The sequence below is a fragment of the Stenotrophomonas sp. YIM B06876 genome (genome assembly GCF_030711595.1).
GTDB lineage: Bacteria > Pseudomonadota > Gammaproteobacteria > Xanthomonadales > Xanthomonadaceae > Stenotrophomonas.
On record NZ_JAUJUJ010000006.1, the window covers coordinates 81,697 to 106,206 of the forward strand.

Annotated in this window: 15 protein-coding genes; 11 read left to right on the plus strand and 4 right to left on the minus strand. The window is 68.7% G+C overall.

What is annotated here, in order from left to right; genetic code table 11:
* Nucleotides 1–88: 88 nt before the first annotated feature.
* Nucleotides 89–1,690, plus strand: a complete 1,602-nt coding sequence (locus QZH66_RS04745) for a glucan biosynthesis protein D (protein WP_305804810.1) — start codon at nucleotides 89–91, stop codon at nucleotides 1,688–1,690.
* A 138-nt stretch (nucleotides 1,691–1,828) separates the two neighbouring features.
* Here the strand turns inward: QZH66_RS04745 and QZH66_RS04750 are convergent, their stop codons facing one another.
* Nucleotides 1,829–2,449 carry a thymidine kinase gene (locus QZH66_RS04750; RefSeq protein WP_305804811.1) on the minus strand — a complete coding sequence of 207 codons (621 nt, stop codon included), beginning with the start codon at nucleotides 2,447–2,449 and terminating at the stop codon, nucleotides 1,829–1,831.
* Between the two features lie 77 nt (nucleotides 2,450–2,526).
* Nucleotides 2,527–3,240 (minus strand): sel1 repeat family protein, encoded by a 714-nt coding sequence (locus QZH66_RS04755; protein ID WP_305804812.1) that lies wholly within the window; start codon nucleotides 3,238–3,240, stop codon nucleotides 2,527–2,529.
* A 184-nt stretch (nucleotides 3,241–3,424) separates the two neighbouring features.
* Here QZH66_RS04755 and QZH66_RS04760 point away from each other — a divergent pair, with 184 nt between their 5' ends.
* Both QZH66_RS04760 and QZH66_RS04765 read left to right on the plus strand, forming a co-directional pair.
* On the plus strand, nucleotides 3,425–5,407 hold the full coding sequence (locus QZH66_RS04760) for a UvrD-helicase domain-containing protein (RefSeq protein ID WP_305804836.1): 1,983 nt from the start codon (nucleotides 3,425–3,427) through the stop codon (nucleotides 5,405–5,407).
* Nucleotides 5,408–5,495: 88 nt separating this feature from the next.
* Nucleotides 5,496–6,026, plus strand: coding sequence for a GNAT family N-acetyltransferase (locus QZH66_RS04765; protein WP_305804813.1), 531 nt, complete (start codon nucleotides 5,496–5,498; stop codon nucleotides 6,024–6,026).
* Between the two features lie 54 nt (nucleotides 6,027–6,080).
* Here the strand turns inward: QZH66_RS04765 and QZH66_RS04770 are convergent, their stop codons facing one another.
* Nucleotides 6,081–6,767: a DUF480 domain-containing protein gene (locus QZH66_RS04770; protein WP_305804814.1), complete on the minus strand. Its 687-nt coding sequence runs from the start codon at nucleotides 6,765–6,767 to the stop codon at nucleotides 6,081–6,083.
* 111 nt (nucleotides 6,768–6,878) lie between these two features.
* On the opposite strand from QZH66_RS04770, the gene QZH66_RS04775 reads away from it, so the two are divergent.
* The 4 genes from QZH66_RS04775 to plsB all read left to right on the plus strand — a co-directional run bounded on the left by QZH66_RS04775 (nucleotide 6,879) and on the right by plsB (nucleotide 12,363).
* The gene (locus tag QZH66_RS04775; protein WP_305804815.1) at nucleotides 6,879–7,787 is read left to right on the plus strand and encodes an HAD family acid phosphatase; all 909 of its coding nucleotides are present in this window, start codon (nucleotides 6,879–6,881) and stop codon (nucleotides 7,785–7,787) included.
* Nucleotides 7,784–8,533, plus strand: coding sequence for an orotidine-5'-phosphate decarboxylase (pyrF, locus tag QZH66_RS04780; protein WP_305804816.1), 750 nt, complete (start codon nucleotides 7,784–7,786; stop codon nucleotides 8,531–8,533). The genes QZH66_RS04775 and pyrF overlap by 4 nt, the downstream gene beginning before the upstream one ends.
* A 234-nt stretch (nucleotides 8,534–8,767) precedes the next feature.
* The gene (locus QZH66_RS04785) at nucleotides 8,768–9,736 is read left to right on the plus strand and encodes a hypothetical protein (protein ID WP_305804817.1); all 969 of its coding nucleotides are present in this window, start codon (nucleotides 8,768–8,770) and stop codon (nucleotides 9,734–9,736) included.
* Nucleotides 9,737–9,780: 44 nt separating this feature from the next.
* Nucleotides 9,781–12,363, plus strand: a complete 2,583-nt coding sequence (gene plsB, locus QZH66_RS04790; protein ID WP_305804818.1) for a glycerol-3-phosphate 1-O-acyltransferase PlsB — start codon at nucleotides 9,781–9,783, stop codon at nucleotides 12,361–12,363.
* A 289-nt stretch (nucleotides 12,364–12,652) separates the two neighbouring features.
* Here plsB and QZH66_RS04795 read toward each other — a convergent pair whose 3' ends face one another.
* Entirely contained in the window at nucleotides 12,653–12,856 is a 204-nt protein-coding gene (locus tag QZH66_RS04795; RefSeq protein ID WP_305804819.1) for a YdcH family protein, read from the minus strand.
* 80 nt (nucleotides 12,857–12,936) lie between these two features.
* Here QZH66_RS04795 and ttcA point away from each other — a divergent pair, with 80 nt between their 5' ends.
* From ttcA to QZH66_RS04815, 4 genes are all read left to right on the plus strand, one after another.
* Nucleotides 12,937–13,848: a tRNA 2-thiocytidine(32) synthetase TtcA gene (ttcA, locus tag QZH66_RS04800; RefSeq protein WP_305804820.1), complete on the plus strand. Its 912-nt coding sequence runs from the start codon at nucleotides 12,937–12,939 to the stop codon at nucleotides 13,846–13,848.
* 49 nt (nucleotides 13,849–13,897) lie between these two features.
* Complete coding sequence (gene rdgC / locus QZH66_RS04805) at nucleotides 13,898–14,806, plus strand: recombination-associated protein RdgC (protein WP_305804821.1); 909 nt, start codon at nucleotides 13,898–13,900, stop codon at nucleotides 14,804–14,806.
* Nucleotides 14,807–14,858: 52 nt separating this feature from the next.
* A complete protein-coding gene (locus QZH66_RS04810) occupies nucleotides 14,859–15,659 on the plus strand; it encodes a SprT family zinc-dependent metalloprotease (protein ID WP_305804822.1) in 801 nt (266 codons plus the stop codon).
* 192 nt (nucleotides 15,660–15,851) lie between these two features.
* Complete coding sequence (locus QZH66_RS04815; RefSeq protein ID WP_305804823.1) at nucleotides 15,852–24,431, plus strand: glycoside hydrolase family 94 protein; 8,580 nt, start codon at nucleotides 15,852–15,854, stop codon at nucleotides 24,429–24,431.
* The last annotated feature ends 79 nt before the right edge of the window (nucleotides 24,432–24,510 follow it).

Below are 24,510 nucleotides of genomic sequence, written 5' to 3' on the forward strand. Positions count from 1 at the left end.
TCCCCGTCGCGCCGCGACAGGCCGGTGGCCGCGCAGCGTTAACCTGGGTCCGCCTATCATGCGCGCTCCTGATCGCCGGGTTTCCTGCATGCAACGACGCGACTTCCTGCGCACCGCCACCGTTGCGCTGGTGGCCCTTGGACTGCCCGCCCTGCCCGCCTGCGCGGCCGGCACTCCCCAGATCGGCCTGCGCCGCCTGGGCCAGCCGCAGCCGTTCGACTATGCGGCGCTGAAGGGACAGGCGCGTGCGCTGTCGCAGGCGCCCTACCACAGCCACAAACGCACCTTGCCGCCGGCGGTCGAAGCGCTGGACTGGGACCAGTACCAGTCGATCCGCTATCGCCAGGACCATGCGCTGTGGGCCGACCAGCCCGGCCGCTACCAGGCCAAATTCTTCCACTTGGGCCTGTATTTCCATTCGCCGGTGCGCATGTACGACGTGGTTGATGGCAAGGCCCAGGAGTTGGCCTACGATCCAGCCGCGTTCGACTACGGCAACAGTGGAGTGAAAGGCGCGGCGCTGCCGGTCAACCTCGGTTTTGCCGGCTTCCGCCTCACTACCCGCACCGATACCGACCGCGACTTTGCCGCGTTCCTCGGCGCCAGCTATTTCCGCGCCGTCGGCAAGGAAGGCCAGTACGGCCTGTCCGCGCGGGGCCTGGCAATCGACACCGGCATGGGGCGGCCGGAGGAATTTCCGGATTTCATTGCCTATTACCTGGAGCAGCCGGCGGCCGATTCGCGCACGGTGGTGGTGTATGCGCTGCTGGACTCGCCCAGTGTCGCCGGGGCCTACCGGTTCGCGATCACCAACGGCGATGTGCTGCTGATGGACGTGGACTGCGCGCTGTATCCGCGCACGGCGATCGAGCGGCTGGGCATCGCCCCGTGCACCAGCATGTACCAGACCGGCGAGAACGACCGCCGCATGGCCTGGGACTGGCGTCCGGAAATCCACGACAGCGATGGCCTGTCGCTGTGGACCGGGGCCGGCGAGTGGATCTGGCGGCCGCTGGGCAATCCGCCGCAGCTGCGCTTCAACATGTTCGTGGACGACAACCCGCGCGGTTTCGGCCTGCTGCAGCGCGACCGCAACTTCGACCACTACCAGGACGACGGCGTGTTCTACGAAAAACGCCCCAGCCTGTGGGTCGAACCCAAGGGCCAATGGGGCGCCGGGTCGGTGCAACTGGTGGAAATCCCGACGGTGGACGAGACCTTCGACAACATCGTCGCGTTCTGGAACCCGCAGGCCAAACCGCAGCCGGGCCAGGAGCTGCTGTTCGGCTACCGCCTGTACTGGGGCGCGCAGCCGCCGGCACAGACCCCGTTGGCCCGCTGCGTGGCCACGCATACCGGGCTGGGCGGCGTGATCGGCAAGAAGCGCGAGTACTTTTCCTGGCGTTTCGCGGTCGACTTCGAAGGCGGCGAGCTGGCCGCGCTGATCGACAAGGCCCAGGTCGAGGCGGTGGTGCAGGTGAGCCGTGGCCGCAGCGAGACCGTCTCGGCGCGACCGCTGCGCCAGATCCATGGCTACCGCGCGATGTTCGATGTGGTGCCGCCGGATGATTCGACCGCGCAGATCGACATCCGCCTGTTCCTGCACAGCGGCGGCAAGACCCTCACCGAAACCTGGCTGTACCAGTGGACGCCACCTCCGGCCGGGGCGCCGCAGCGGACGCTGTACTGATCAGGTGCCCGGTTGCCGCCACAGGGCAGGCGCCTGCGGTGCCGGCGCCGTTGGGCGCGCGCCGACCGCCCGGGGAGAGGATGAGCCGGGGCCCGCGGCTTGCGCCGCAGACGGCGGGGTAGATACGCCAATGCGTGGTTACAGCGGCAGCGGCGCCTGCATCGGGTCGATGCGGCCTTCGCCGCGGGTGATCTTCTTGAACTCGGCGCGCGATACCGACACGTAGCGCTCGTTGCCGCCGATCTCCACCTGCGGCCCGTCCTGCACCGCACGGCCGTGTTCGTCCACGCGCACGGTCATCGTCGCCTTCTTGCCGCTGTGGCAGATGGTCTTGATTTCCTGCATCTCGTCGGCCCAGGCCAGCAGGTACTGGCTGCCTTCGAACAGCTCGCCGCGGAAATCGGTGCGCAGGCCGTAGCACAGCACCGGAATGTGCAACTGGTCGACCACCTCGCTCAGCTGCCAGACCTGCGCGCGGCTGAGGAATTGCGCCTCGTCCACCAGCACGCAACCGATCTTCCCGTGTGCGGCGATATCACGCTGGATCAGCGTTTCCAGGTCGTTCTCACGGTCGAAGGCCACGGCCTCGGCCTGCAGCCCGATGCGTGAGGCGACCACGCCGGCCCCGGCGCGATGGTCCAGCCGCGGGGTCAGGATCGTCACCCGCATGCCGCGTTCGCGGTAGTTGTGCGCCGACTGCAGCAAGGTGGTGGTCTTTCCGGCGTTCATCGCCGAGTAGTAGAAATAGAGCTTGGCCATGCCGCGATTTTAGCGGCGCCGGCCGGGTTCGTCTGCGGCGGGGGCTTGCGCTGACGCGGGCTCTGCGGCCCGCCGCCTCACCGCGGCGTGGGTGGATCGGGTTTGACCGGCGCGGTTGCCGGCTGCGGCGCGGCCTCGCCCACTTCCACCCGGCCCTGCAGCGGGCGGGTCCAGACCTCGTCCTGCCAGGCCTGGTACTGCGCCGGGTCCCAATAGCGGTCGTCGAAGAACTGGTTGCCGTCGAGGGTGGTTTCGCCGAAGCCGCCGGGCGAGATGATCCGCAGTGGATTGCCGGTATAGCCGGTGCGCGAGCCGGTCATCTGCCCGCGGCTGCGGCGCAGCACGGCCGCCAGCCGGGGCCTGGCCACGCCATCGTGGTAGATCGCCTGCAGCGCGGGACCCTCGCGGCGGGCACGCGCGCGTTCGTCCTCGCCCAGCGCCTCCCAGTAGCGCTCGCGAATGGCGACCAGCGGCAGGTAGCCACGTTCGGCCGCCAGATCGATCCAGACATAGGCCAGCGGCCGGTCGACGGCGGTGCCGGTGCCGGTCCACAGCATTTCCGCGAGCATTGCCTGCGCGGCCTTGTCGGCAAAGCGCGCGGCCATCTGGAAGCTGCGCATCGCCCCGGCATAATCGCCGCGCTGGTACAGCTCCATGCCCCGCAGGCGGTGGCGCAGGTCGGGATGGCCGCTGAGGAAGCCGGCCTCCACCAGTTCGGCGTCGGGACCGGCGGCAGGGCGGGGTGCGGCCGCCAGCGCCGCGCCGGCGCCTGCCAGCAGCCACAGCAACAACAGGGATCTGCAGCCAGGGCGCATCGCGTCGTGCCGGTCGGAAAGGGGCCTGATCGTAACCCGGGCGCGCGGCGTGGCGAACGTGCCGTGCGGGCATCGCGCTTGCCGCACATCTGAACATCGGCGGCCGGCATCTGGCGACGTGGCCGCATAGACTATGCGCCCGCTCCCGATGCCGATCATGCTGGATTTCCTCAATCCTCCCCAACGCGCCGCGGTATTGCACTGCGAAGGTCCCTTGCTGGTGCTGGCCGGTGCCGGCAGCGGCAAGACGCGGGTGATCGTGGAGAAAATCGCGCACCTGATCGCCACCGGGCGTTACCCGGCCAGGCGCATTGCCGCGATCACCTTCACCAACAAGTCGGCCAAGGAAATGCGCGAGCGCGTGGCCAAGCGCCTGCACGGCAGTGACGCCGACGAGGTGACCATCTGCACGTTCCACGCACTGGGGCTGAAATTCCTGCAGATCGAGCACGCCGCGGCGGGGCTCAAGCGCGGCTTTTCGATTTTCGATGCCGACGACGCGCACGCGCAGATCAAGGATCTGCTGGGCGGCACGACGGCCAAGCCGGACGATATCGAGGACGTGAAGAACCTGATCTCGCGGGCCAAGAACGGTGGCTTGTCGCCCGAGCAGGCGGCGATGGCCGCGCGCAGCAGCCGCGAGAAGAACGCGGCCATGGTCTACGCGCTGTACCAGGCGCGCCTGACCGCGTTCAACGCGGTCGACTTCGATGACCTGATCCGGCTGCCGGTGCAGGTGCTGGAGGAACATCCGGACCTCGCCCTGGCCTGGCGCGAACGCATCGGCTATCTGCTGGTCGACGAGTGCCAGGACACCAACGATGCCCAGTACCGGCTGCTCAAGCAGCTGGCCGGGCCGCGTGGCAACTTCACCTGCGTGGGTGATGACGACCAGTCGATCTACGCCTGGCGCGGTGCCAATCCGGAAAACCTGCAGCAGATGGGGCGCGATTACCCGGCGCTGGAAATCATCAAGCTGGAGCAGAACTACCGCTGCTCCAACCGGGTGCTGCGCGCGGCCAATGCGCTGATCGCCAACAACCCGCACGAGCACCTGAAGACGCTGTGGTCCGATCAGGCCGATGGCGAGCGCATCCGCGTGTGGGAGTGCCGCAACAGCGAGCACGAGGCGGAGAAGGTGGCCGCGGAGATCCAGTTCATCGCCACCAGCCGGCGGGTGCCGTGGAGCGATTTCTGCATCCTGTTCCGCGGCAATTTCCAGTCGCGGCCGCTGGAGAAGGCGATGCAGCTGGTCGGCGTGCCGTATCACCTGTCCGGCGGCACGGTGTTCCTGGAGCGGCAGGAAGTGAAGGACACGCTGGCCTGGCTGCGGCTGCTGGTGAACCCGGATGACGACACCGCGTTCATGCGCGCGGTGCAGTCGCCCAAGCGCGAAGTCGGCGCCGGCACCCTGGCCAAGCTGGCCGAACTGGCCTCCAGCAAGGGCATGCCGATGGCGCAGGCGGCCGAGAGCCTGGGCGCGTTGTCGCAGCTGCCACCGCGCGCGGCCAACGGCCTGAGCCGCTTCACCGACATCGTGCGTGATCTGCGCATGCAGATGTCCGGCATTTCTTCCGGCGACCTGGTGCGCCGGCTGGCCAAGGACTCGGGGCTGCTTTCGGAGCTGCGCAACCAGAGCAAGGACGAGGCCGGCTATCAGCGTCGCGCCGGCAACCTGGAAGAGCTGGCGCAGTGGTTTGAAAAGGGACCGCGCGGGGCCACGGCCGCCGACATGGCCGGGCAGCTGGCGCTGCTGTCGCGCAACGACAAGGATGACGGTGGCAACCAGGTGCGGATGATGACCCTGCACGCCTCCAAGGGACTGGAATTTCCCTATGTGTTCATCGTCGGCTGCGAGGACGGCGTGTTGCCGCACCAGGTGAGCCTGGACGAAGGCATGGTGCAGGAGGAACGCCGGCTGCTGTACGTGGGCATCACCCGCGCCAAGGTGCAGCTGTGGATGAGCTACAGCAAGCTCACCCGCAAGTTCGGCGAACACATCCGCCTCAAGCCCAGCCGCTTTTTCGCCGAGATTCCGGCCCAGGAGATCCAGCGCGACGGCGCCGACCCGGTGGCCGATGCCGCGCACAAGAAGGAACGCGCGCAGGCCGGGCTGGCGGCGATCGAGGCGCTGTTCGACTGAGGGCGGATTGGCGCACGCGGCGGGGGCGCTTGTCAGCCGGCGGCGCTGGCTTCACCCTCGGCGGCATTCCGATGTCGAGGAGGTGGTCATGACGGTCGTGATTGAAACCGCGCGCCTGCGCCTGCGCCATCTGCGCGCCGACGCGTCCGATGCGGCGGCGATGCTGGAGCTGCTCAACGAACCCGCCTTCCACCGCCACATTGGCGACCGCGGCGTACGCACCGTGGAGCAGGCCTGCGACTACATCCGCAACGGCGCATTGGCCAGCTACGCGCAACACGGCTTCGGCATGTACGCGATCGAACGCCGCCACGACGGTGCCTGGCTGGGCAACGCCGGACTGGTGCGCCGCGCTGGGCTGCCCAGCGCGGACCTCGGCTATGCCCTGCTGCAACGTCATGCCGGCCAGGGCTATGCGCGGGAGGCCGCGCGGGCGGTGGTGGCTCACGCCCGGCACAGCCTGGGCCTGCACGCGCTGTGCGCGATCGTGGCACCGGGAAATCAGCGCTCGGTCGCGCTGCTGGAAACGCTCGCCTTCCAGGCCGCCGGCACGACCCGCCTGCCCGGCAAGGACGAACAGCTGCTGCTGTTCGTCAATGTGCCCGCAGCCGCCCTGTAGGCGCGACCTCAGCCACGAGCGTATTGCGGACGCAGGTCGCGACTCACCGCGCTCCTACAGTGCGCCTGCGGATGAAGGGGCCGGTGACCCGCCGTCCAGCTGCTGCTGCAGCCGGGCCAGTTGTTCCTGCAACGCGGCGACGCTGGTTTCCAGCTGTTGCACGCGCTCTTCCAATGCGCTGTTGCCTGCGCTTACCGGCGCGCGGTACTGCGCGGCCAGGGCCTCTCCATCCACCGGGCCGCATAGCAGATGCATGTAGCGGTCTTCGCGCTGGCCGCTGGCGCGCGGCAGCAGCACCGCCAGTTCGCGCTGGACCAGGCGCTCAAGGTGGTGGCGCACGTCTTCACCATCGGCGAATTTGACCAGCCGTTCGCTGCGCGTGAACAGTTCGGCCACGGTCTGCGGGCCGCGCAGCAACAGCAGGCCGAGCAGTGCGGTCTGCTGGCGGGTAAGGTCGAGCATCGCGCCGGTGCGGTGCTCGTAGCGTTCGGCGCGCGAAGAGTACTGCTGCCGCGCCAGGCCCAGTGTTTCCAGCTGACGCAGGGCGTGGTGCACATCACCGGTGGACAGCGCCATCACCGGCTCACGCGCGGTCTTCTGGTTGGCGGCCACCTGCGCGGCATTGACCGTGAGCGGATAGGTGTCCGGGGTGGTCGCCTCTTTTTCGATCAGGCAACCCAGAGTGCGCGCCTGCGCGGCAGTGAGGACGGGAAGGGCGGGGCTCTGGGGGGCTTCGGTCATGGTCGGATTCCGGTCGCGCAGGGGGCGCAAGGATAGCCGACCGGCAGCCGCGGCAAGATCGCCCCGGCGCGAGCCGGTAAACTGGCGCGAATCTGTAACCGGTGGTTGCCCATGTCCCGTATCCCGACCTTTTCCCTGCTGGCCTGCTCGCTGCTGGCGTTGACCGCCTGCGCCCCGGCCGGATCGTTGACCCGCGCCCCGGCCGCCGCCGCCGAGCCGGTGGCCGGGGTGGCCGCGCCGGCCAACGACAACCTCAACGCGGTGCTGTGGGTGCAGCGCTCGGACGAATACCGCGCGCTGTCGCTGCAGACCTGGCGCGCGGCGGCCCGGCTGCTGGACCAGGCGGTGGCCGATCCGCACTGGAATGCCTTGCTGCCCGAAGAAGGCGGCGCGCGCGACACCCGTGGGCTGAAGCCGGCGGTCGTGGTCGATGTCGATGAGACCGTGCTCGACAACTCGCCCTACCAGGCGCGGGTGGTGATCGAGGGCGGCAGCTACAACGATGCCAGCTGGGCCGAATGGGTGGCCGAGCGCAAGGCCAAAGCCGTCCCCGGCGCCGTGGAGTTCGCGCGGGCGGCCGCGGCCAAGGGCGTGACCATGATCTACCTCACCAACCGCACCGAGGCGATGAAGCAGGACACCCTGGCCAACCTGCGCCAGGCCGGCTTCCCGGTGGCCGACGACAGCGTGTACCTGGGGCTCGGTGTGAACGTGCCCGGCTGCGAGCAGCATGGCAGCGAGAAGGGCTGCCGGCGCCAGCTGGTGGCGCAGAAGTACCGCGTGCTGATGCAGTTCGGCGACCAGATCACCGATTTCGTGCAGATCACCGACAACCGCTACGCCACCCGCCGCACGCTGATGGAACAGCACGATGCCTGGATCGGCCAGCGCTGGTGGGTGATCCCGGGGCCGACCTACGGCGGCTGGGAGGCGGCGGCGTTCAACAACAGGTGGTCGCTGCCTGAAGACATCCGCCGCCAGGCCAAGCGGGATGCGCTGGAGCTGGAGACCACGCCGTGAGTCGCGCGCCCCTGTCGCTGGGTCCCCGCGAACGGCTGATCTTCGCGCTGGACGTGCCCGGCCGCGCGCAGGCGATCGAGTGGGTGGAGCGGCTCGGCGATGCGGTGTCGTTCTACAAGATCGGCATGGAGCTGCTGGCCTCGGGCGAGTATTTCGACGTGCTCGAGGAACTGGCGCGGCGCGACAAGCGCGTGTTCGTCGACCTCAAGTTCTTCGATATTCCCGCCACGGTCGCCGGGGTGATCCGGCGGCTGTCGCAGTGGCCGGTCAGCTACGCCACGATCCATGGCTGGCACCCGGCGATGATGGAGGCCGCGGCGACGGCCAACAGCTCGGACATGCGGCTGCTGGCCGTCACCGTGCTGACCTCGATGGGCCGCGCCGATCTGGCCCGGATGGGGCTGGACCGCGCGCCGGTGGACGTGGTGGTCGAGCGCGCGCTGGCCGCGCAGGCCGCCGGAATCGACGGGGTGATCGCCTCGGGCCAGGAAGCGGCGCCGATCCGCGCCGCCACCGGCGCCGGGTTCTCGATCGTCTGCCCCGGCATCCGCGCCGGTGGCCCGGTGGGCGATGACCAGCAGCGCACGGTGGGGGTGGCGCAGGCGTTTGCCGATGGCGCCGATGCCATCGTGGTCGGCCGGCCGATCCGGCTGGCGCCCGATCCGCGCGCGGCCGCGGAGGCGATCCAGAGTGAAATATCCAATGCGATAACAATTAAAATCAATGACTTGAGATTGATAAATTGAAGTGTTGAATTAACTTTTGGTGACCGGTAGGATTCGCGTTGTCCGGCCTTGCCGGCAGGTGTGCCACACCATGTTCTACCGGCGTCGTGCCGGCTTGAGGAGGTTTGCCATCGGCAACGGGGCGGCCTCTTTTTTTTATCGGGGCCGCCCAGGGGCGGGGCGTGACGGCGGTGCTTGCCGCTGTCAGGGTGCAGGCCGCAAGATGCGGGCCGCCCCGGGGAGGAGTTCGACGTCATGTCACGCCGTTCATCGAGCACGCATCGCTGCTGGTTGTTGCTGTCCTTATGTGCCGTGGCGCTGGCTGCCGGCTGCCGCCGCGAAAGCGCGGAATTGCCGGGTGCCGAGACCGGGCCGGCCTCGGCGGTGCGCCAGCTGGCGCACTACCTGAAGGACGACGATCTGGTCGGCTACGCCCGTGCAGCAGTACCGCCGGCGCAGTACACCCGGCTGGAAGCGGCCTGGAGCGCCGGCGACAGCCGCTGGCCGCTGAGCGAGCTGCCGTTGCACCAGAAACTTCCCGGCATCCTCGCCACCCTGTCGGCGGCCGATGCGGAAACCCGGCTGCAGCGCGCCTTCAAGACCCAGATCGCCGGCCAGGCGGCCGGAGTGCGGCAGGCGGCGCATTCGCTGGGCCTGTTCGGCGCGCAGTACCTGGGCAGCCAGGGCGACTACAGCGCCGAGCAGCGTGCCCATTATGTGCAGCTGGTCAGCGCGCTGAGCGAGTGGGCGATGGCCGCGCCGCTGTCCGATCCGAAGCTGGCGCAAAAGGCGATCGGCAACTTGACCGCGGTGGCCCGTGCGGCCGGATTGGACAGCGATGCCGCGTTCCAGCAGGCCGGTATGAGCGGCAGCCTGCAACGGCTGGGACCGGTGCTGCATGGCTTCAAGCAGGTGCTGGCCAGCTACGGATTGTCGCTGGATGACAGCCTGACGCAGCTGCGCGCCGGGCTGGTGGTCGAGCGCGGCGATCAGGCCACGGTGCGGGTGCAATATCCGCTGGCCGGCAAGGAACTGGACATCCAGGTGCCCCTGGTCCGCCGGGAGGGTCGCTGGTATCTGGCGCAGATCCTGACCGAGGTGGATACGGTGCTGGCCGCGGCGGCGGCCGCGGAAGCGGCACGGGGGGCTGCGCCGCCCACCGCAGACCCCGCCGGCGCGCCGGATGCGGCGGAAAAGCCCGCCATTTCATCGGCTAAGCCATAATGTTGCCGATGTCGAAACACAATTCCCCTGCCCCCCCGGGCGATATGCCCGCACCCCCGTCCACCGAGGCGATGCCCGCCGCTGCGGTCGCGCCGCATCTGCCCGGTGCCCAGCCGGTGCCTGCCCGGGGCGGCCGCCGCCCGTTGTGGGCGCGCCTGCTGGGCCGGCTGGTCGAGCCGTGGCTGACGCTGAAGATCGAGCCGGAACTGCCCGACCCTTACAACGATGGCCGGCCGCTGCTGTACGTGCTGGAGGACTACGGGCTGTCCAATGCGCTGATCCTGGACAAGGCCTGCCGTCAAGCCGGGTTGCCGTCGCCGCTGGTGCCGTTGACCGGCGATCCGACCGGCCGCCGCCGCGCCTATCTGGCGCTGTCACGCCGCTCCGGCAACAACCTGCTGATTCCCGAGCAGCGCGGCGCCAAGACCCATTCCGATTCGCTGGCCAAGGTGCTGCAGGCGCATCGGGCCAACGGCGGGCTGGATGTGCATCTGGTGCCGGTGTCGATTTTTGTCGGCCGTGCCCCGGACAAGCAGAGTGGCTGGTTCGCGGTGCTGTTCTCGGAAAACTGGGCGCTGGTAGGCCGTTTCCGCCGGTTGCTGGCGGTGCTGCTCAACGGCCGCAGCACCATCGTGCGTTTCGCCGCGCCCATTTCGCTGCGTCAGACCGTCGATGAAGGGCTGGAGCCGGAACGCACGGTGCGCAAGCTGCAGCGCGTGCTGCGCGCGCACTTCCGCCGCATCCGTGAGTCGGTGATCGGCCCGGACCTGTCCACCCGCCGGCTGCTGGTGGACAAGGTGCTGGAAGCCGATTCGGTGCGCGAAGCCATTGCGATCCAGGCCAAGCGCGACAATTCCAAACCGGCCGACGCCTGGCGGAAGGCCCATGGCTACGCCTGGGAGATCGCCGCCGACTACTCCGCGCCGGTGGTGCGTTCGGCCAGCTTCATGCTCAGCCATGTCTGGAACCGCATCTACGCCGGCGTGCTGGTGCATCACCTGGACAAGTTCAAGGCCGCCGCGCCCGGCCACGAAGTGGTCTATGTGCCCAGCCACCGCAGCCACATGGACTACCTGCTGCTGAGCTACCTGCTGTACGACCGCGGCATCGTGCCGCCGCACATCGTGGCCGGCATCAACCTCAACCTGCCGGTGGTCGGCACCCTGCTGCGCAAGGGTGGCGCGTTTTTCATCCGCCGCTCGATCCGCGGCAACGCGCTGTATTCGGCGGTGCTGAGCGAGTACGTGGCGCAGCTGGTGGGCGGTGGTTATTCGATCGAATACTTCGTCGAAGGCGGGCGCTCGCGCACCGGCCGGTTGCTGCAGCCCAAGGGCGGCATGATCTCGATGACGCTGCGCGCGTTCCTGCGCCAGCCACGCAAACCGGTGCTGTTCCAGCCGATCTACATCGGCTACGAAAAGCTGATGGAAGGCGGCAGCTACCTGGACGAGCTGTCCGGGCGGCCGAAGGAAAAGGAGTCGATCTGGTCGCTGCTGTGGGGCATCCCCAAGGTGCTCAAGCAGAACTACGGCCAGGTGGTGGTGAACTTCGGTGAGCCGATCGCGCTCAATGACGTGCTGGCCGAGCAGGCCCCGGAATGGGATGGCAGCCCGGTCGGCGAGGACGAAAAGCCGTCCTGGCTGTCGGGCACGGTGGATACGCTGGCCGAGCAGATCCAAGTCCGCATCAACGGCGCCGCCGACGTCAATCCGATCAACCTGCTGGCGCTGGCCCTGCTGTCCACCCCCAAGCACGCCATGGGCGAGGCCGACCTGATCGCGCAGATCCAGCTGTGCACGACCCTGCTGGTGGAACTGCCGTATTCGGAGCGGGTCACGGTGACGCCGCATTCGCCGGAACGGATCATCGCCCACGCCGAGGAAATCAACGTTCTCACCCGCATCAAGCATCCGCTGGGCGATGTGCTCAGTGTCAGTGGCGACAACGCGGTGCTGCTGAGCTACTTCCGCAACAACGTGGTGCACCTGTTCACCGCCTCCTCGTGGGTGGCCTGCTGTTTCCAGAACAACCGCCGCATGAGCCGCGGCGGGCTGCTGCGGCTGGGTCGCGGGTTGTACCCGTTCCTGCAGGCCGAGCTGTTCCTGCCGTGGAGCGAGGACCAGTTCGCCGCCCGCATCGACCAGACCATCGACGTGTTCATGCGCGAGGGGCTGTTGCAGCAGGTCAACGAGGACGACGGCGGCATGCTCACGCGCAACACCGGACAGACCGACGAGGTGTTCCGCCTGCGGGCCATCGGGCACTCGCTGCAGCAGGCGTTCGAGCGCTATTACATCGCCATCTCGGTGCTGGTGAAGAACGGCCCGGGCGTGCTCGGCGCCGGCGAGCTGGAAAGCCTGTGCCAGCAGGCGGCGCAACGGCTGAGCCTGCTGTACGCACCGGCCGCGCCGGAATTCTTCGACCGCACCCTGTTCCGGGGCTTCATCCAGAAGCTGCGCGAGCTGCGCCTGGTATGGCCGGACGAGAACAGCAAGCTGCTGTTCGATGACCGGCTCGATGCGTGGGCCAAGGACGCCCGCTACATCCTCGGCCGCGAGCTGCGCCACACCATCGAGCGGGTCAGCCCGGAAGCGGCCAAGCCGGAAGAGCCAGCGCCGCAGGACTGATCGCGGGACATCACCGCGGCGCTTGCCGCCGGGCGCGATCGGGTCCGCTGATTGCGTGGCCGCGCCGGGATCCGGCGCGTGGCGAGGCGTTCATCGGCGCGGCGCCCGGTTGCCCACCTGCAGCGTCACGCCGCGTTCGACCGCGCGGGGTGCCGTGATTGCCGCCGGTGCTTTGCGGCAGGGCTCGGCCATCGTCAACAGCGGGATGAGCGTGGCGATGGCGCCTGCGCGGCAGGTCGATCCGCGCCCGCTGCTGCCGGCCGAGGTCAGCGGGCGCGCGCTGCGCCTCTCACGCCGGCTCGTCGGGGGTCAGCAGGTCCTGCAGCCGGCCGATGCAGTCCTTCAACTGCAGCTTGCGCCGCTTCAGGCGCTTGGCTTCCAGTTCGTCGTCGGGGTTGGCCGGGATGCGCCGGATCTGTTCGTCGAGCGCGCGATGTTCGGCCTGCAGTTCGGCAAGGCGCTGGCGCAGCTGTTCGGGCGGCATGGTTTCCACGGACCTGGAGCATACACAGCTATGGGCTGGCCGGGTGGCGGGGGCCGTGCGGCGGAGTACGAGCCGGTAGAATGGCGTGGATGAGCGCCGTTATTCCCCTGCCCGATCCCGTCATGCGCGCCCGTGATCCGCACATGGATCCCAGTGCGCATGCGCGCCTCGGCAAGCGCCTGCGCCACCAGGTGGGCCAGGCGATCGCCGACTTCGGCATGATCGAGGCCGGCGACAGGGTGATGGTGTGCCTGTCCGGCGGCAAGGACAGCTACACCCTGCTGGACCTGCTGCTGCAGCTGCGGAAGAAGGCGCCGGTGCCGTTCGAACTGGTTGCGGTCAATCTGGACCAGAAACAGCCCGGTTTCCCCGAACACGTGCTGCCGGATTACCTGCAGGCGCTGGGCGTGCCGTTCCAGATCATCGAACAGGACACCTATTCGGTGGTCCGCCGGGTGATACCGCAGGGCAAGACCCTGTGTTCGCTGTGCTCGCGGCTGCGGCGCGGCGCGCTGTACCGGCATGCGCGCGAGCACGGCTTCAGCAAGATTGCGCTGGGCCACCATCGCGACGACATGGTGGCCACGTTCTTCATGAACCTGTTCCACCACGCCAAGCTCTCGGCCATGCCGCCGAAGCTGCGCAGTGACGATGGCGCGCATGTGGTGATCCGCCCGCTGGCCTACGTGCGCGAGGCCGATATCGTCGACTACGCGCGGGCGCGCCGGTTTCCGATCATTCCGTGCACGCTGTGCGGCAGCCAGCAGAACCTGCAGCGCCAGCAGGTGGCGCGGATGCTGGCGCAGTGGGAACACCAGTACCCCGGCCGGGTCGAGCAGATTGCCCGCGCGCTGGGCAGCGTCGAGCCTTCGCAACTGGCCGATCCGGCGCTGTTCGACTTCATCGGGCTGGGCCGGGACCCGGCTGCGTCGCGGCCGGCCGTAGCGCCGTGGCCGGCCGATGCGGATGCCGGCGCAGCGGCTGAGACGCCGATCGCCTAACCTCGGGGCGCAGTGGCGTCCCTTCTTTCGAACCTCTTGTTGGTAATCCATGTTCTTCAAAAATCTGACGTTTTTCCGTTTCCCCACCACGGTGGATTTTTCCGAAATCGACACGCTGTTGCCGAACGCGCTGCTCAAGCCGGTGGGCGCGCTGGAAATGAGCTCGCGCGGCTTCACCTCGCCGTTCGGCCGCGAGGAGAAGGAAGTGTTCTCGCACCGGATCGAGGAGGCGTTGTGGCTGACCGTCGGTGGCGAGGAGAAGATCCTGCCGGGCGCGGTGGTCAACGATCTGCTCGAGCGCCGGCTGGAAGAGATCGAGGAAAAGGAAGGCCGGCGTCCGGGCGGCCGCGAGCGCAAGCGCCTGAAGGACGACCTGCTGCATGAGCTGCTGCCGCGCGCGTTCGTGAAAACCTCGCGCATCGATGCCTTCTTCGACCTGGCGCACGGCTATGTGACGGTGAACGGCTCCAGCCAGAAGACCGCCGAGAACGTGATGAGCGATATCCGCGGCCTGCTCGGCAGCTTCCCGGCGATGCCGCTCAATGCCGAAGTCGCGCCGCGCTCGATCCTCACCAGCTGGATTGCCGGCGAGCCGCTGCCGACCGGGCTGAGCCTGGGCGAAGAATGCGAGATGAAGGATCCGGCCGAGGGCGGCGCGGTGGTCAAGTGCCAGCACCAGGAACTGCGGTGCGACGAGATCGACAAGCACCTGGATGCCGGCAAGCAGGTGACCAAGCTGGCGCTGGTGTTCGAAGACAACATGTCGTTCGTGCTGGGCGAGGATCTGATCGTGCGCAAGCTGAAGTTCCTCGATGGCGCGCTCGACCAGCTGGAGCATTCCGACGACGATGGCCGCCGCGCCGAACTGGACGCCCGCTTCGTGCTGCAGAGTGGCGAGATCCGTCGTCTGTTCCTGTTGCTGGAAACGGCATTCAAGCTCAGCAAGGCCGACAGCTGAGCATCGCCGCGCCTGCACAGGAGCCTGCGTGGCGAAGGGCTATGCTGTGAGCATGTCCAGCCTGTTCCGCCGTCTTGTGGTTCCCGCCGCTCCCGCAATCCAGCGTGACACGGTGCGGCTGCGACTGGAGGAATCCGAGATCGACGTGCTGCGCGTGCGCGATCCGCGTGCGCGCCGGCTCAAGCTCAGCGTCGATGAGCGCGGCGTGCGCCTGACCCTGCCGCCGCGCGCCAGCCTGGTGGCAGGCGAACGCTTCCTGCAGGCCAACCGGCAATGGCTGGTCCAACAGCTGGCGCATTACTGTCGCGACGAGCTGCCGGCACCGGTGCGGCTCAACCAGCCCGGCCTGCTGCCGCTGCGTGGGGCGTTGTTGCCGCTGCGCTGGCAGCCGGGCCGTTTCGCCCAGGTCGTGGTCGATACCGACGGCGCCTGCGTGCAGTTGCCGCCCCAGGCGGGCGAGCCGGCGTTGCGGCGCGCCCTGCGCGAGTTCTACGAAGCGCAGATGCGCGCCGACGTCGGTCGCTGGTTGCCGCGCTATCTGCCCGGACTGCCGCGCGCGCCCAGCCGGCTGCGGCTGAAGGTGATGTCCTCGCAATGGGGCTCGCTGGCCCCGGACGGTTCGATGGCGCTGGATCTGGCGCTGGTGCTGGGGCGGCCGTCGGCATTCGAATATGTGCTGGTGCATGAGCTGTGCCATCTGCTGCAAGCCAACCATTCCCCGGCGTTCTGGGCCGAAGTGGAAACACGCTTCCCGGACTGGCGCGCCGAGCGCGCGTATTTCCGCTCCCAGGGGCGCGGGCTCAAGTCGATGCTGCGCCAGGTGCTGCAGCCACCGTCGGTGGCCACGCGGTAAACCTCCTGCAATGACGCCCTCGCGGCGTTCACCGCGCTGGCGGATCGGTCGTGGCGGCGCGGTGCTTTCACGCGCCACTGCGTGCGATGCGGGTAGAACTTGACGCCTTGGCCGGCGCGTCTGCAATTGGTTCCCGCCGCGGCCGGCCCTGCTTCGTTGCCCTGCCCGAGCTGCAAAGGAAGGCGACTTTCCATGATCAGTTCCTTCCTTCTCGCGCGCCGGATCCGCCGGCTCAGAGTCGGGTTCCGTCCGGGTGCCAGCCGTAGCCGGCCACGGCAACAACTGCGCGAGCCGATCCTGCGTTCGGAGTTGTTCAGTGCCGAGCAGATGGATGTGTATGGCGCCGCATTGGCCAGCGCGCATCGGTCCGGGCCCTGTTCGCCGGGGAACTGGCTGTTGCAGCGGCTGGCGGCCAACGAGGCGTTGCTGGCCCGTTCCTGCGAGCTGCTGACCCGCGCCCATGGCGCGGATCGGGCCATCACCCCGGCCGCCGAATGGCTGCTCGACAACTACTACCTGATCGAAGAACAGATCCGCACCGCCCATCGGCATCTGCCCAAAGGCTACAGCCGCGAGCTGCCGCGGTTGCTCAACGGGGCAAACGCGCAACGGCCGCGGGTCTACGATATCGCCATCGAAACGATCAGCCATGGCGACGGCCGCATCGACCGCGAACGGCTGGGCCGCTTCGTGGCTTCCTACCAGCGCGTCACCGAGCTGACCCTGGGCGAGTTGTGGGCCATTCCGATCATGCTGCGGCTGGCGCTGATCGAGAATCTGCGCCGGATCGCGGCATCGGTGCTGGCCGACTGGGATGAACGCAATCTGGCCGGCCAGTGGGCCGAGCGGATGGTGGAAGTGGCCGAGCGCGATCCCAAAAATGTGGTGCTGACGCTGGCCGACATGGCCCGCTCCGCGCCGCCGATGGCCAGCTCGTTTGTCGCCGAACTGACCCGGCGGTTGCAGGGGCAGGGGCCGGCGCTGGCGCTGCCGTTGAACTGGGTTGAACAGCACCTGGCCGAGTCGGGGCTGGGCATCGAGCGCCTGGTGCAGCTGGAAGCCCAGCAGCAGGCCGCCGACCAGGTGTCGATCGGCAACAGCATCGCCAGCCTGCGCCTGCTGGCCACCGTGGACTGGCGCGAATTCGTGGAAAGTGCCAGCGCGGTCGAGCGCGTGTTGCGCGACGATCCGGCCGCGGTCTATGCGGAAATGGACTTCGCCACCCGCGACGACTATCGCCACGTGGTGGAACGGCTGGCGCGCAACAGCGCTCGCAGCGAGGTCGAGGTGGCGCAGAGCGCGCTGGCGCTGGCCCGCCAGCCCGCTGCGGGGGCGGCCGGCAGCCAGGGCCATGTCGGCTTCTACCTGGTCGGCCACGGGCTGCCGCTGCTGCAACGGCACCTCGGCGCGCGGCCCGGCTATCGCGATGCATGGCAGCAACGGCTGACGCGGTTCCCGCTGCGGTTCTATTTCGGCGCGATCACGCTGCTGACGCTGGGCATCTGCGGGCCGTTGCTGCACCGCCTGGCGCACACCGGCATCCCCACGCACTGGCGGCTGCTGCTCGCCGTGGCCGGGGTGATGGCCGCCGGCCAGCTGGCGATCAGCCTGGTGAACTGGCTGGCGTCGATCGTGCTGAAGCCGCAGATGCTGCCGCGCATGGATTATTCAAAAGGCGTGCCCGTCCACAAGCGCAGCCTGGTGGTGGTGCCGTGCATGTTTTCGCGGCTGCAGGATGTCGATGAACTGATCGAAGGGCTGGAGGTGCGCTTCCTCGCCAACCGTGACGAGTACCTGCATTTCGCACTGCTGACCGACTTCGGCGATGCCCCTGCCGAAGTGATGGCCGACGACGCGGCGATACTGGCGCGCGCGCAGCACGGCATCGAGCGGCTCAATGCGATCCATGGCGATGCACGCGGTGAGCGCTTCTTCCTGTTCCACCGGCCCCGGCGCTGGAATCCGCTCGAACGGGTATGGATGGGACACGAGCGCAAGCGCGGCAAGCTGGCCGACCTCAACGCGTTGCTGCTGGGCGGCCGGACCGATCGCTTCTGCCTGATCGTCGGCCGCCTCGACGTGCTGGAAGAGGTGAAATATGTCATCACCCTGGATGTGGATACGCAGCTGCCGCGGGGCAGCGCGCGGCAGTTCATCGGCGCCATGGCGCATCCGCTCAACCAGCCACGCTACGACCCGGAAAAAGGCCGGGTCGTGGCCGGGTACGCGATCCTGCAACCGCGCGTGGGAATCAGCCTGCCCAGCGCGGCGCGCTCGAGCTATGCGCGCCTGTTCGGCAGCGATGCCGGCATCGATCCGTATACACGCACGGTTTCGGACGTGTACCAGGACCTGTTTGGCGAAGGCTCGTTCATCGGCAAGGGCATCTACGACCTGCAGGCATTCGAGCGCGCCATTGATGACCGCTTTCCCGACAACCGCATCCTCAGCCATGACCTGATCGAGGGCTGCTATGCGCGCTCGGGGCTGATCAGCGATCTGCAGCTGTACGAGGAATACACCTCGCGCTACAGCGCCGACGTCACCCGCCGCCATCGCTGGATCCGCGGCGACTGGCAATTGTTGCCGTGGCTGTGGCCGCGGGTGCCGCGCAAGGACCGCACCGGACCCGTCCACCTGTCGCTGCTGTCGCGCTGGAAGATATTCGACAACCTGCGCCGCAGCCTGATGCCGGTGGTGCTGCAGGGGTTGCTGCTGACCGCGTGGCTGGTGCTCTCGCCGCTGCTGCCGTGGACGATGCTGGTGGTGGCGGTGCTGCTGCTGCCGGGACTGCTGGCCGCGGTGCTGACGCTGCTGCGCAAGCCGCGCGACCTGCCGTTCGGCCAGCACCTGCGGCTGTGCCTGCAGGCGACCGGGCAGCAGCTGCTACGGGTGGGGTTGACGCTGGCGTGGCTGCCGCACGAGGCGCTCTACAGCCTCGATGCGGTGATCCGCACCTTGTGGCGGATGGCGATCAGCCATCGTCACCGGTTGCAGTGGAACGCCTCGCGCGAGACGGAACGCACCAGCACGGCGAGCCTGGCCGGGCACTACCGGCTGATGTGGATCGCCCCGGGGCTTGCGCTGGCGCTGCTGCCCGCGTTGGCGCTGCAGCGGCCCGCGGCGCTGACGGTGGCCGCGCCGGTCCTGCTGTTGTGGCTGCTGGCCCCCGCGCTGGCGTGGTGGGTGGGGCGGCCGTCCGGACGCGCGGAGTTCGCCCCGTCCGCCATCGAGCTGCGCTTCCTGCGTGCGCTGGCCCGTAAAACCTGGGGCTTCTTCGAAGCCCATGTCGGCCCGCAGGACAACTGGTTGCCGCCGGACAACGTGCAGGAGCAGCCCGCGCGCATCGCCCATCGCACCTCGCCGACCAATATGGGGTTGGCACTGCTGGCCAATCTGGCCGCGTATGACTTCGGCTACCTGACGGCGCAGCGGTTGCTGCACCGCACCGCACCGGCGCTGCAGACCATGTTGCAGCTGCCGCGACACCGCGGCCATTTCTACAACTGGTACGACACGCTCACGCTGCAGCCGCTGCCCCCGCACTACATCTCCACCGTGGACAGCGGCAACCTGGCCGGGCACCTGCTGACGCTGCGCGCCGGCCTGCTGGCCCTGGTCGATGAGCCTGTGTTCGACCCGCGATTGCTGGACGGGCTGGACGACACCGTGCAGGTGCTGCGTACGGCCTGCGCGGCGCAGGCGATCGATACCGGCGGGCTGGCCGCGTTGCAGCGCGAGCTGGACCAGGCGCGCGCGGCGCCGCCGCTGACACCCGAGGCCGCGCAGGTGTGCCTGCCGCGATTGCAGCGGCTCAGCGCCGCCGTGGCCGCCGCCCATACCGGTGAGGCCGACGATGAGGCCGGTTTCTGGATAAGCGCACTGGCGGCGCAGTGCGACGATGCCCGCACCTATCTGGCCGGTTTCAGCGTCGCGTCCGCTGCCGGTGAGCCTGCGGTGGGAGGCTTTGCCACGCTGCGGCAGCTGGCCGCCCGCCCGCTGCAGCCGGTCGCCACCGCACTGGTGCAGGAGATCACTGGGCTGGCCGCGCAGCTGGCCGCGATGGCGGTCATGGAATACGGCTTCCTCTACGATCCGCTCGCCGAGCTGCTGACCATCGGCTACAACCTGGAAGAGCGCCGCCTCGACAACGGTCATTACGACCTGCTGGCCTCCGAAGCGCGCTTGGCCAGCTTTGTCGCCATCGCCCAGGAACAACTGCCGCAGGAAACCTGGTTCATGCTGCGGCGGTTGTTGACCACCACCGGCGGCGAGCCGGTGCTGCTGTCATGGACCGGCTCGATGTTCGAGTACCTGATGCCGTTGCTGGTCATGCCCGGCTACGAGGACAGCCTGCTCGACCAGACCTGCCACGCCGCGGTGGCCCGGCAGATCGAATACGGCAGTCAACGCGGGGTGCCGTGGGGCATCTCCGAGTCGATGTACAACATCATGGACATCCATCTGAACTACCAGTACCGCGCGTTCGGCGTGCCCGGGCTGGGGCTCAAACGGGGCCTGGAAGAAGAACTGGTGGTGGCGCCCTATGCCAGCGCGCTGGCGTTGATGGTGGCGCCCGGGCCGGCCTGCGCCAATCTGCAGCGGCTGGCCGCCGAGGGGCTGGAAGGGCGCTTCGGCCTGTACGAGGCGGTCGACTACACCCCGGCGCGCTTGCCGCGCGGGCAACGCGCGGTCGTGTTGCGGGCCTTCATGGCCCATCACCAGGGGATGAGTCTGCTGGCGCTGGATTATCTGTTGCGGCAGCAGCCGATGCAGCGCCGCTTCCAGACCGATCCGCACCTGCGGGCGACGTTGCTGTTGCTGCAGGAACGGATGCCCCGCACCGCGGTCAAGTACCTGCATGCGACCGGAAACCCGGCCGGGGCCACCGCCAACGCCGAGGCCACGCTGCGGATATTCACCGACCCGGACCGCTCGCGGCCGGCGGTGCAGCTGCTGTCCAACGGCCATTACCACGTGATGGTCAGCAGCGCTGGCGGCGGCTACAGCCGCTGCGGCGAGCTGGCGGTCACGCGCTGGCAGGAGGACCTCAGCCGGGATGACTGGGGCCTGTTCTGCTACCTGCGCGATGTCGCCAGCGGCCAGTGCTGGTCGGCCACGCATCAGCCGTTGCTGCAACCGGTGGAGCACTACGAGGCGGCGTTTTCCGATGCCCGCGCCGAGTTCCGCGTGCGTCACCAGGACTACGACGCGCATACCGAAATTGTGGTGTCGTCCGAGGACGACATCGAGCTGCGCCGGGTCCGCCTCACCAATCGCAGCCGGGTCGCGCGCACGATCGAGATCACCAGCTATGCCGAAGTGGTGCTGGCGCCGGCCATCGCCGATGCGCTGCACCCGGCTTTCAGCAAGCTGTTCGTGCAGACCGAGCTGATCCCGGAACTGCAGGCCATCGTCTGTACCCGGCGGCCGCGCTCGGGCGCCGATCCGGCGCCGTGGATGTGCCATCTGATGGCCGTGCACGAGGCCGATGTCCAGCAGATTTCCTACGAAACCGATCGCGCCCGCTTTATCGGCCGCGGCCGCAGCGTGGCCGACCCGGTGGTGCTGCAGGCCGGTGCCGGCGGTGAGGGCCGGCTCTCGGACAGCCACGGCGCGGTACTGGACCCGATTGTCGCCATCCGCTGCCGGATCACGCTGCAACCGGAGCAGTCGGCGCTGGTGGACATGGTCACCGGCGTGGCCGACAGCCGCCAGGCCTGCCTGCATCTGATCGCCAAATACCGCGACCGGCATCTGGCCGAGCGCGTGGTCGACCTGGCCTGGACCCACAGCCAGGTGATGCTGCGCCAGCTCAACGCCAGCCACGCCGACGCGCAACTGTACGAGCTGATGGCCGCCTCGATCCTGTATGCCAACGCCGCCGTCCGCGCCGACGCGGCGATCCTGCGCGCCAACCGCCGTGGCCAGTCGGCGCTGTGGGGACAGGCGATCTCCGGCGACCTGCCGATCGTGCTGCTGCACATCTCCACCCCGGCGCATGTGCCGCTGGCCCGGCAACTGGTGCAGGCCCACGCGTACTGGCGGCTCAAGGGCCTGGCGGTGGACCTGGTGGTGCTGATCGAAGACCACGCCGGCTATCGCCAGCAGCTGCAGGACATGGTCATGGGGCTGATCAGCTCGGGGGTGGAGGCGAGCCTGGTCAACCGGGCCGGGGGAATCTTCGTGGTCCCGGCGCAGCAGATCGCCAGCGAAGACCGCATCCTGGTGCAGACCGTGGCGCGGCTGGTGCTGACCGGCAATGGCGGCAGTCTTGCCGAGCAGGCGGCGCGCCGGCCGCTGCGGCTGTATCCGGCGCAGCTGGCGGTCAGCGGCACGCCCGAGCGGGAGCTGCCGCCACCGGCGCCGGCGCCATTGCCGCTGTTGCTGGAAGGGCCCTACGGCGGCTTCAGTGCCGATGGCAGCGAGTACATCATCACCTTGGCCGCCGGGCACGCCACGCCGGCGCCGTGGGCCAATGTGCTGGCCAATCCGCAGTTCGGCAGCGTCGTTTCCGAAAGCGGCAGCGCCTATACCTGGGGCGAGAATGCGCACGAATTCCGGCTCACGCCCTGGGCCAATGATCCGGTCACCGATGCCAGTGGCGAGGCGCTGTACCTGCGCGACGAGCACAGCGGCCGCTACTGGTCGCCAACCCCGTTGCCGTGTCGCGGCCAGGGCAGCTACCGGATCCGCCACGGCTTCGGCTACAGCGTGTTCGAGCACCAGCAGGATGGCGTCGGCAGCAGCGTGTGGATGTACGTGGCGCAGGATCTGCCGGTCAAGTTCATCGTGCTGAAGGTCCGCAACGACTCCGCGCGCCGGCGGCGGCTGTCGGCCACCGGGTATGTCGAGTGGGTGCTGGGCGATCTGCGCGCGCGCATGGGCATGTATGTGGTGACCGAGACCGATCCGCTCACCGGTGCGTTGCTGGCGCGCAATGCCTACAACACCGAATTTCCCGATCGGGTGGCGTTTTTCGATGTCGACGATCCGGGCCGCAGCCTCAGTGGCAACCGCACGGAATTTCTCGGCCGCAACGGCAGCACCCGGGCGCCGGCGGCGATGGCCAACGCGCGCCTGTCCGGACAGGTCGGGGCCGGGCTGGACCCGTGCGCGGCGCTCCAGGTGCCCTTCGAGCTGGAACCGGGCGAAGAACACGAGGTGGTGTTCCGCCTCGGGGTGGCCGCCGACGCCCGCGCGGCCGTGGAACTGCTGCAGCGCTGCCGCGGCCCCGGCACCGCGGCAGCGGCACTGGAGGCGGTACGGCTGCACTGGCAATGGGTGCTGGGCCGGGTGCAGGTGCATACGCCGGACCCGGCGGTGGATGTGCTGGTCAATGGCTGGCTGATGTACCAGACCATCGCCTGCCGCTTCCTGGCGCGCAGCGGCTATTACCAGTCCGGCGGGGCGATCGGTTTCCGCGACCAGTTGCAGGATGCGATGGCGATGGTGCATGCCGCGCCGTACCGGGTGCGGCAGCATCTGCTGCTGTGCGCCGAGCACCAGTTTCTGGAGGGTGACGTGCAGCACTGGTGGCATCCGCCGCTGGAGCGTGGCGTGCGCACCCGCTGCTCGGATGACTACCTGTGGCTGCCGCTGGCGGTCAGCCGGTATGTCACCACCAGTGGCGACCAGGCGGTGCTCGATGAACCGGCCGGTTATCTCGAAGGCCGGCCGCTCAATGCCGGCGAGGAGTCGTATTACGACCTGTCGGCCCGCACGGAGTTGCGCGAGCCGCTGTACCGGCACTGCGTGCGCGCCATCGAACATGCCGCGGCGCGCGGCGTGCATGGCCTGCCGCTGATCGGCAGCGGCGACTGGAACGATGGCATGAACCTGGTGGGTGAACACGGCCGGGGGGAAAGTGTCTGGCTCGGCTTCTTCCTGCGCCACGTGCTGCTGCAGTTCGCGCCGCTGGCGCGTCGCTACGGTGATGCCGGGTTTGCCGGCTACTGCGAAGCCGAGGCTGCAACGCTGAAGAAGAATCTGCAGCGGCATGGCTGGGATGGCCACTGGTACCGGCGCGCCTATTTTGACGATGGCACGCCGCTGGGATCGGCCGGCAACGCCGAATGCCGGATCGATTCGATCGCGCAGAGCTGGTCGGTGCTGTCAGACGCGGGCGATGACGGCCGCCAGCAGCAGGCGATGGCGGCGCTGCTGCAGCACCTGGTCGACGAGGACAGCGGGCTGGTGCGATTGCTGACGCCCCCGTTCGACCGTTCGCTGCCCGCTCCCGGCTATATCCAGGGCTATGTGCCGGGCGTGCGCGAGAACGGCGGCCAGTACACCCAGGCCGCGATCTGGGCCGCCATGGCCTTCGCTGCCCGCGGCGATGGCCCGCGCGCGTGGCAGCTGCTGCGCCTGCTCGAACCGACCCGGCACGGCCGCAGCGATGCCGCCGCCGGCATCTACCAGCTCGAACCGTACGTGGTCGCCGCCGATGTCTACGCGGCGGAGCGCCACGTGGGCCGCGGCGGCTGGAGCTGGTACACCGGTTCGGCCGGCTGGATGTACCGGCTGCTGCTGGAATCGCTGCTCGGCGTGCAGGTGCAGGGCGCGCAACTGCGGATCGCGCCGCTGCTGCCGCCGGAATGGCCATCCTTCACCGTGGACTACCGCTATGGCGGCACCGATTACCACATCACCGTCATCCGCGCCGATGCGCCCGCCGATGGCGTGCAGCCGCTGGATGCCGGGGCGCCGATCACCCTGGTCGACGACGGCAGGGACCACTCCCTGCAGGTGCGCTGCGCGCCGCCGTCCTAGCGCGGCAGGGCGGGCGTTGCGCGGTGTGAAAGCCGCTCCATGCCCGGCCTTAACGTGGCCGGGAGCACGGTGACGGTCC

Excerpts from the sequence above, each read along its gene's own strand:
- QZH66_RS04770 (WP_305804814.1), bottom strand. The coding sequence starts at position 6,767 with ATGACCGAAGCCCCCCAGAGCCCCGCCCTTCCCGTCCTCACTGCCGCG.
- QZH66_RS04750 (WP_305804811.1), bottom strand. The coding sequence starts at position 2,449 with ATGGCCAAGCTCTATTTCTACTACTCGGCGATGAACGCCGGAAAGACC.
- QZH66_RS04775 (WP_305804815.1), top strand. The coding sequence starts at position 6,879 with ATGTCCCGTATCCCGACCTTTTCCCTGCTGGCCTGCTCGCTGCTGGCG.
- QZH66_RS04815 (WP_305804823.1), top strand. The coding sequence starts at position 15,852 with ATGATCAGTTCCTTCCTTCTCGCGCGCCGGATCCGCCGGCTCAGAGTC.
- QZH66_RS04785 (WP_305804817.1), top strand. The coding sequence starts at position 8,768 with ATGTCACGCCGTTCATCGAGCACGCATCGCTGCTGGTTGTTGCTGTCC.
- ttcA (WP_305804820.1), top strand. The coding sequence starts at position 12,937 with ATGAGCGCCGTTATTCCCCTGCCCGATCCCGTCATGCGCGCCCGTGAT.
- plsB (WP_305804818.1), top strand. The coding sequence starts at position 9,781 with ATGCCCGCACCCCCGTCCACCGAGGCGATGCCCGCCGCTGCGGTCGCG.
- QZH66_RS04810 (WP_305804822.1), top strand. The coding sequence starts at position 14,859 with ATGTCCAGCCTGTTCCGCCGTCTTGTGGTTCCCGCCGCTCCCGCAATC.
- rdgC (WP_305804821.1), top strand. The coding sequence starts at position 13,898 with ATGTTCTTCAAAAATCTGACGTTTTTCCGTTTCCCCACCACGGTGGAT.
- QZH66_RS04765 (WP_305804813.1), top strand. The coding sequence starts at position 5,496 with ATGACGGTCGTGATTGAAACCGCGCGCCTGCGCCTGCGCCATCTGCGC.
- QZH66_RS04745 (WP_305804810.1), top strand. The coding sequence starts at position 89 with ATGCAACGACGCGACTTCCTGCGCACCGCCACCGTTGCGCTGGTGGCC.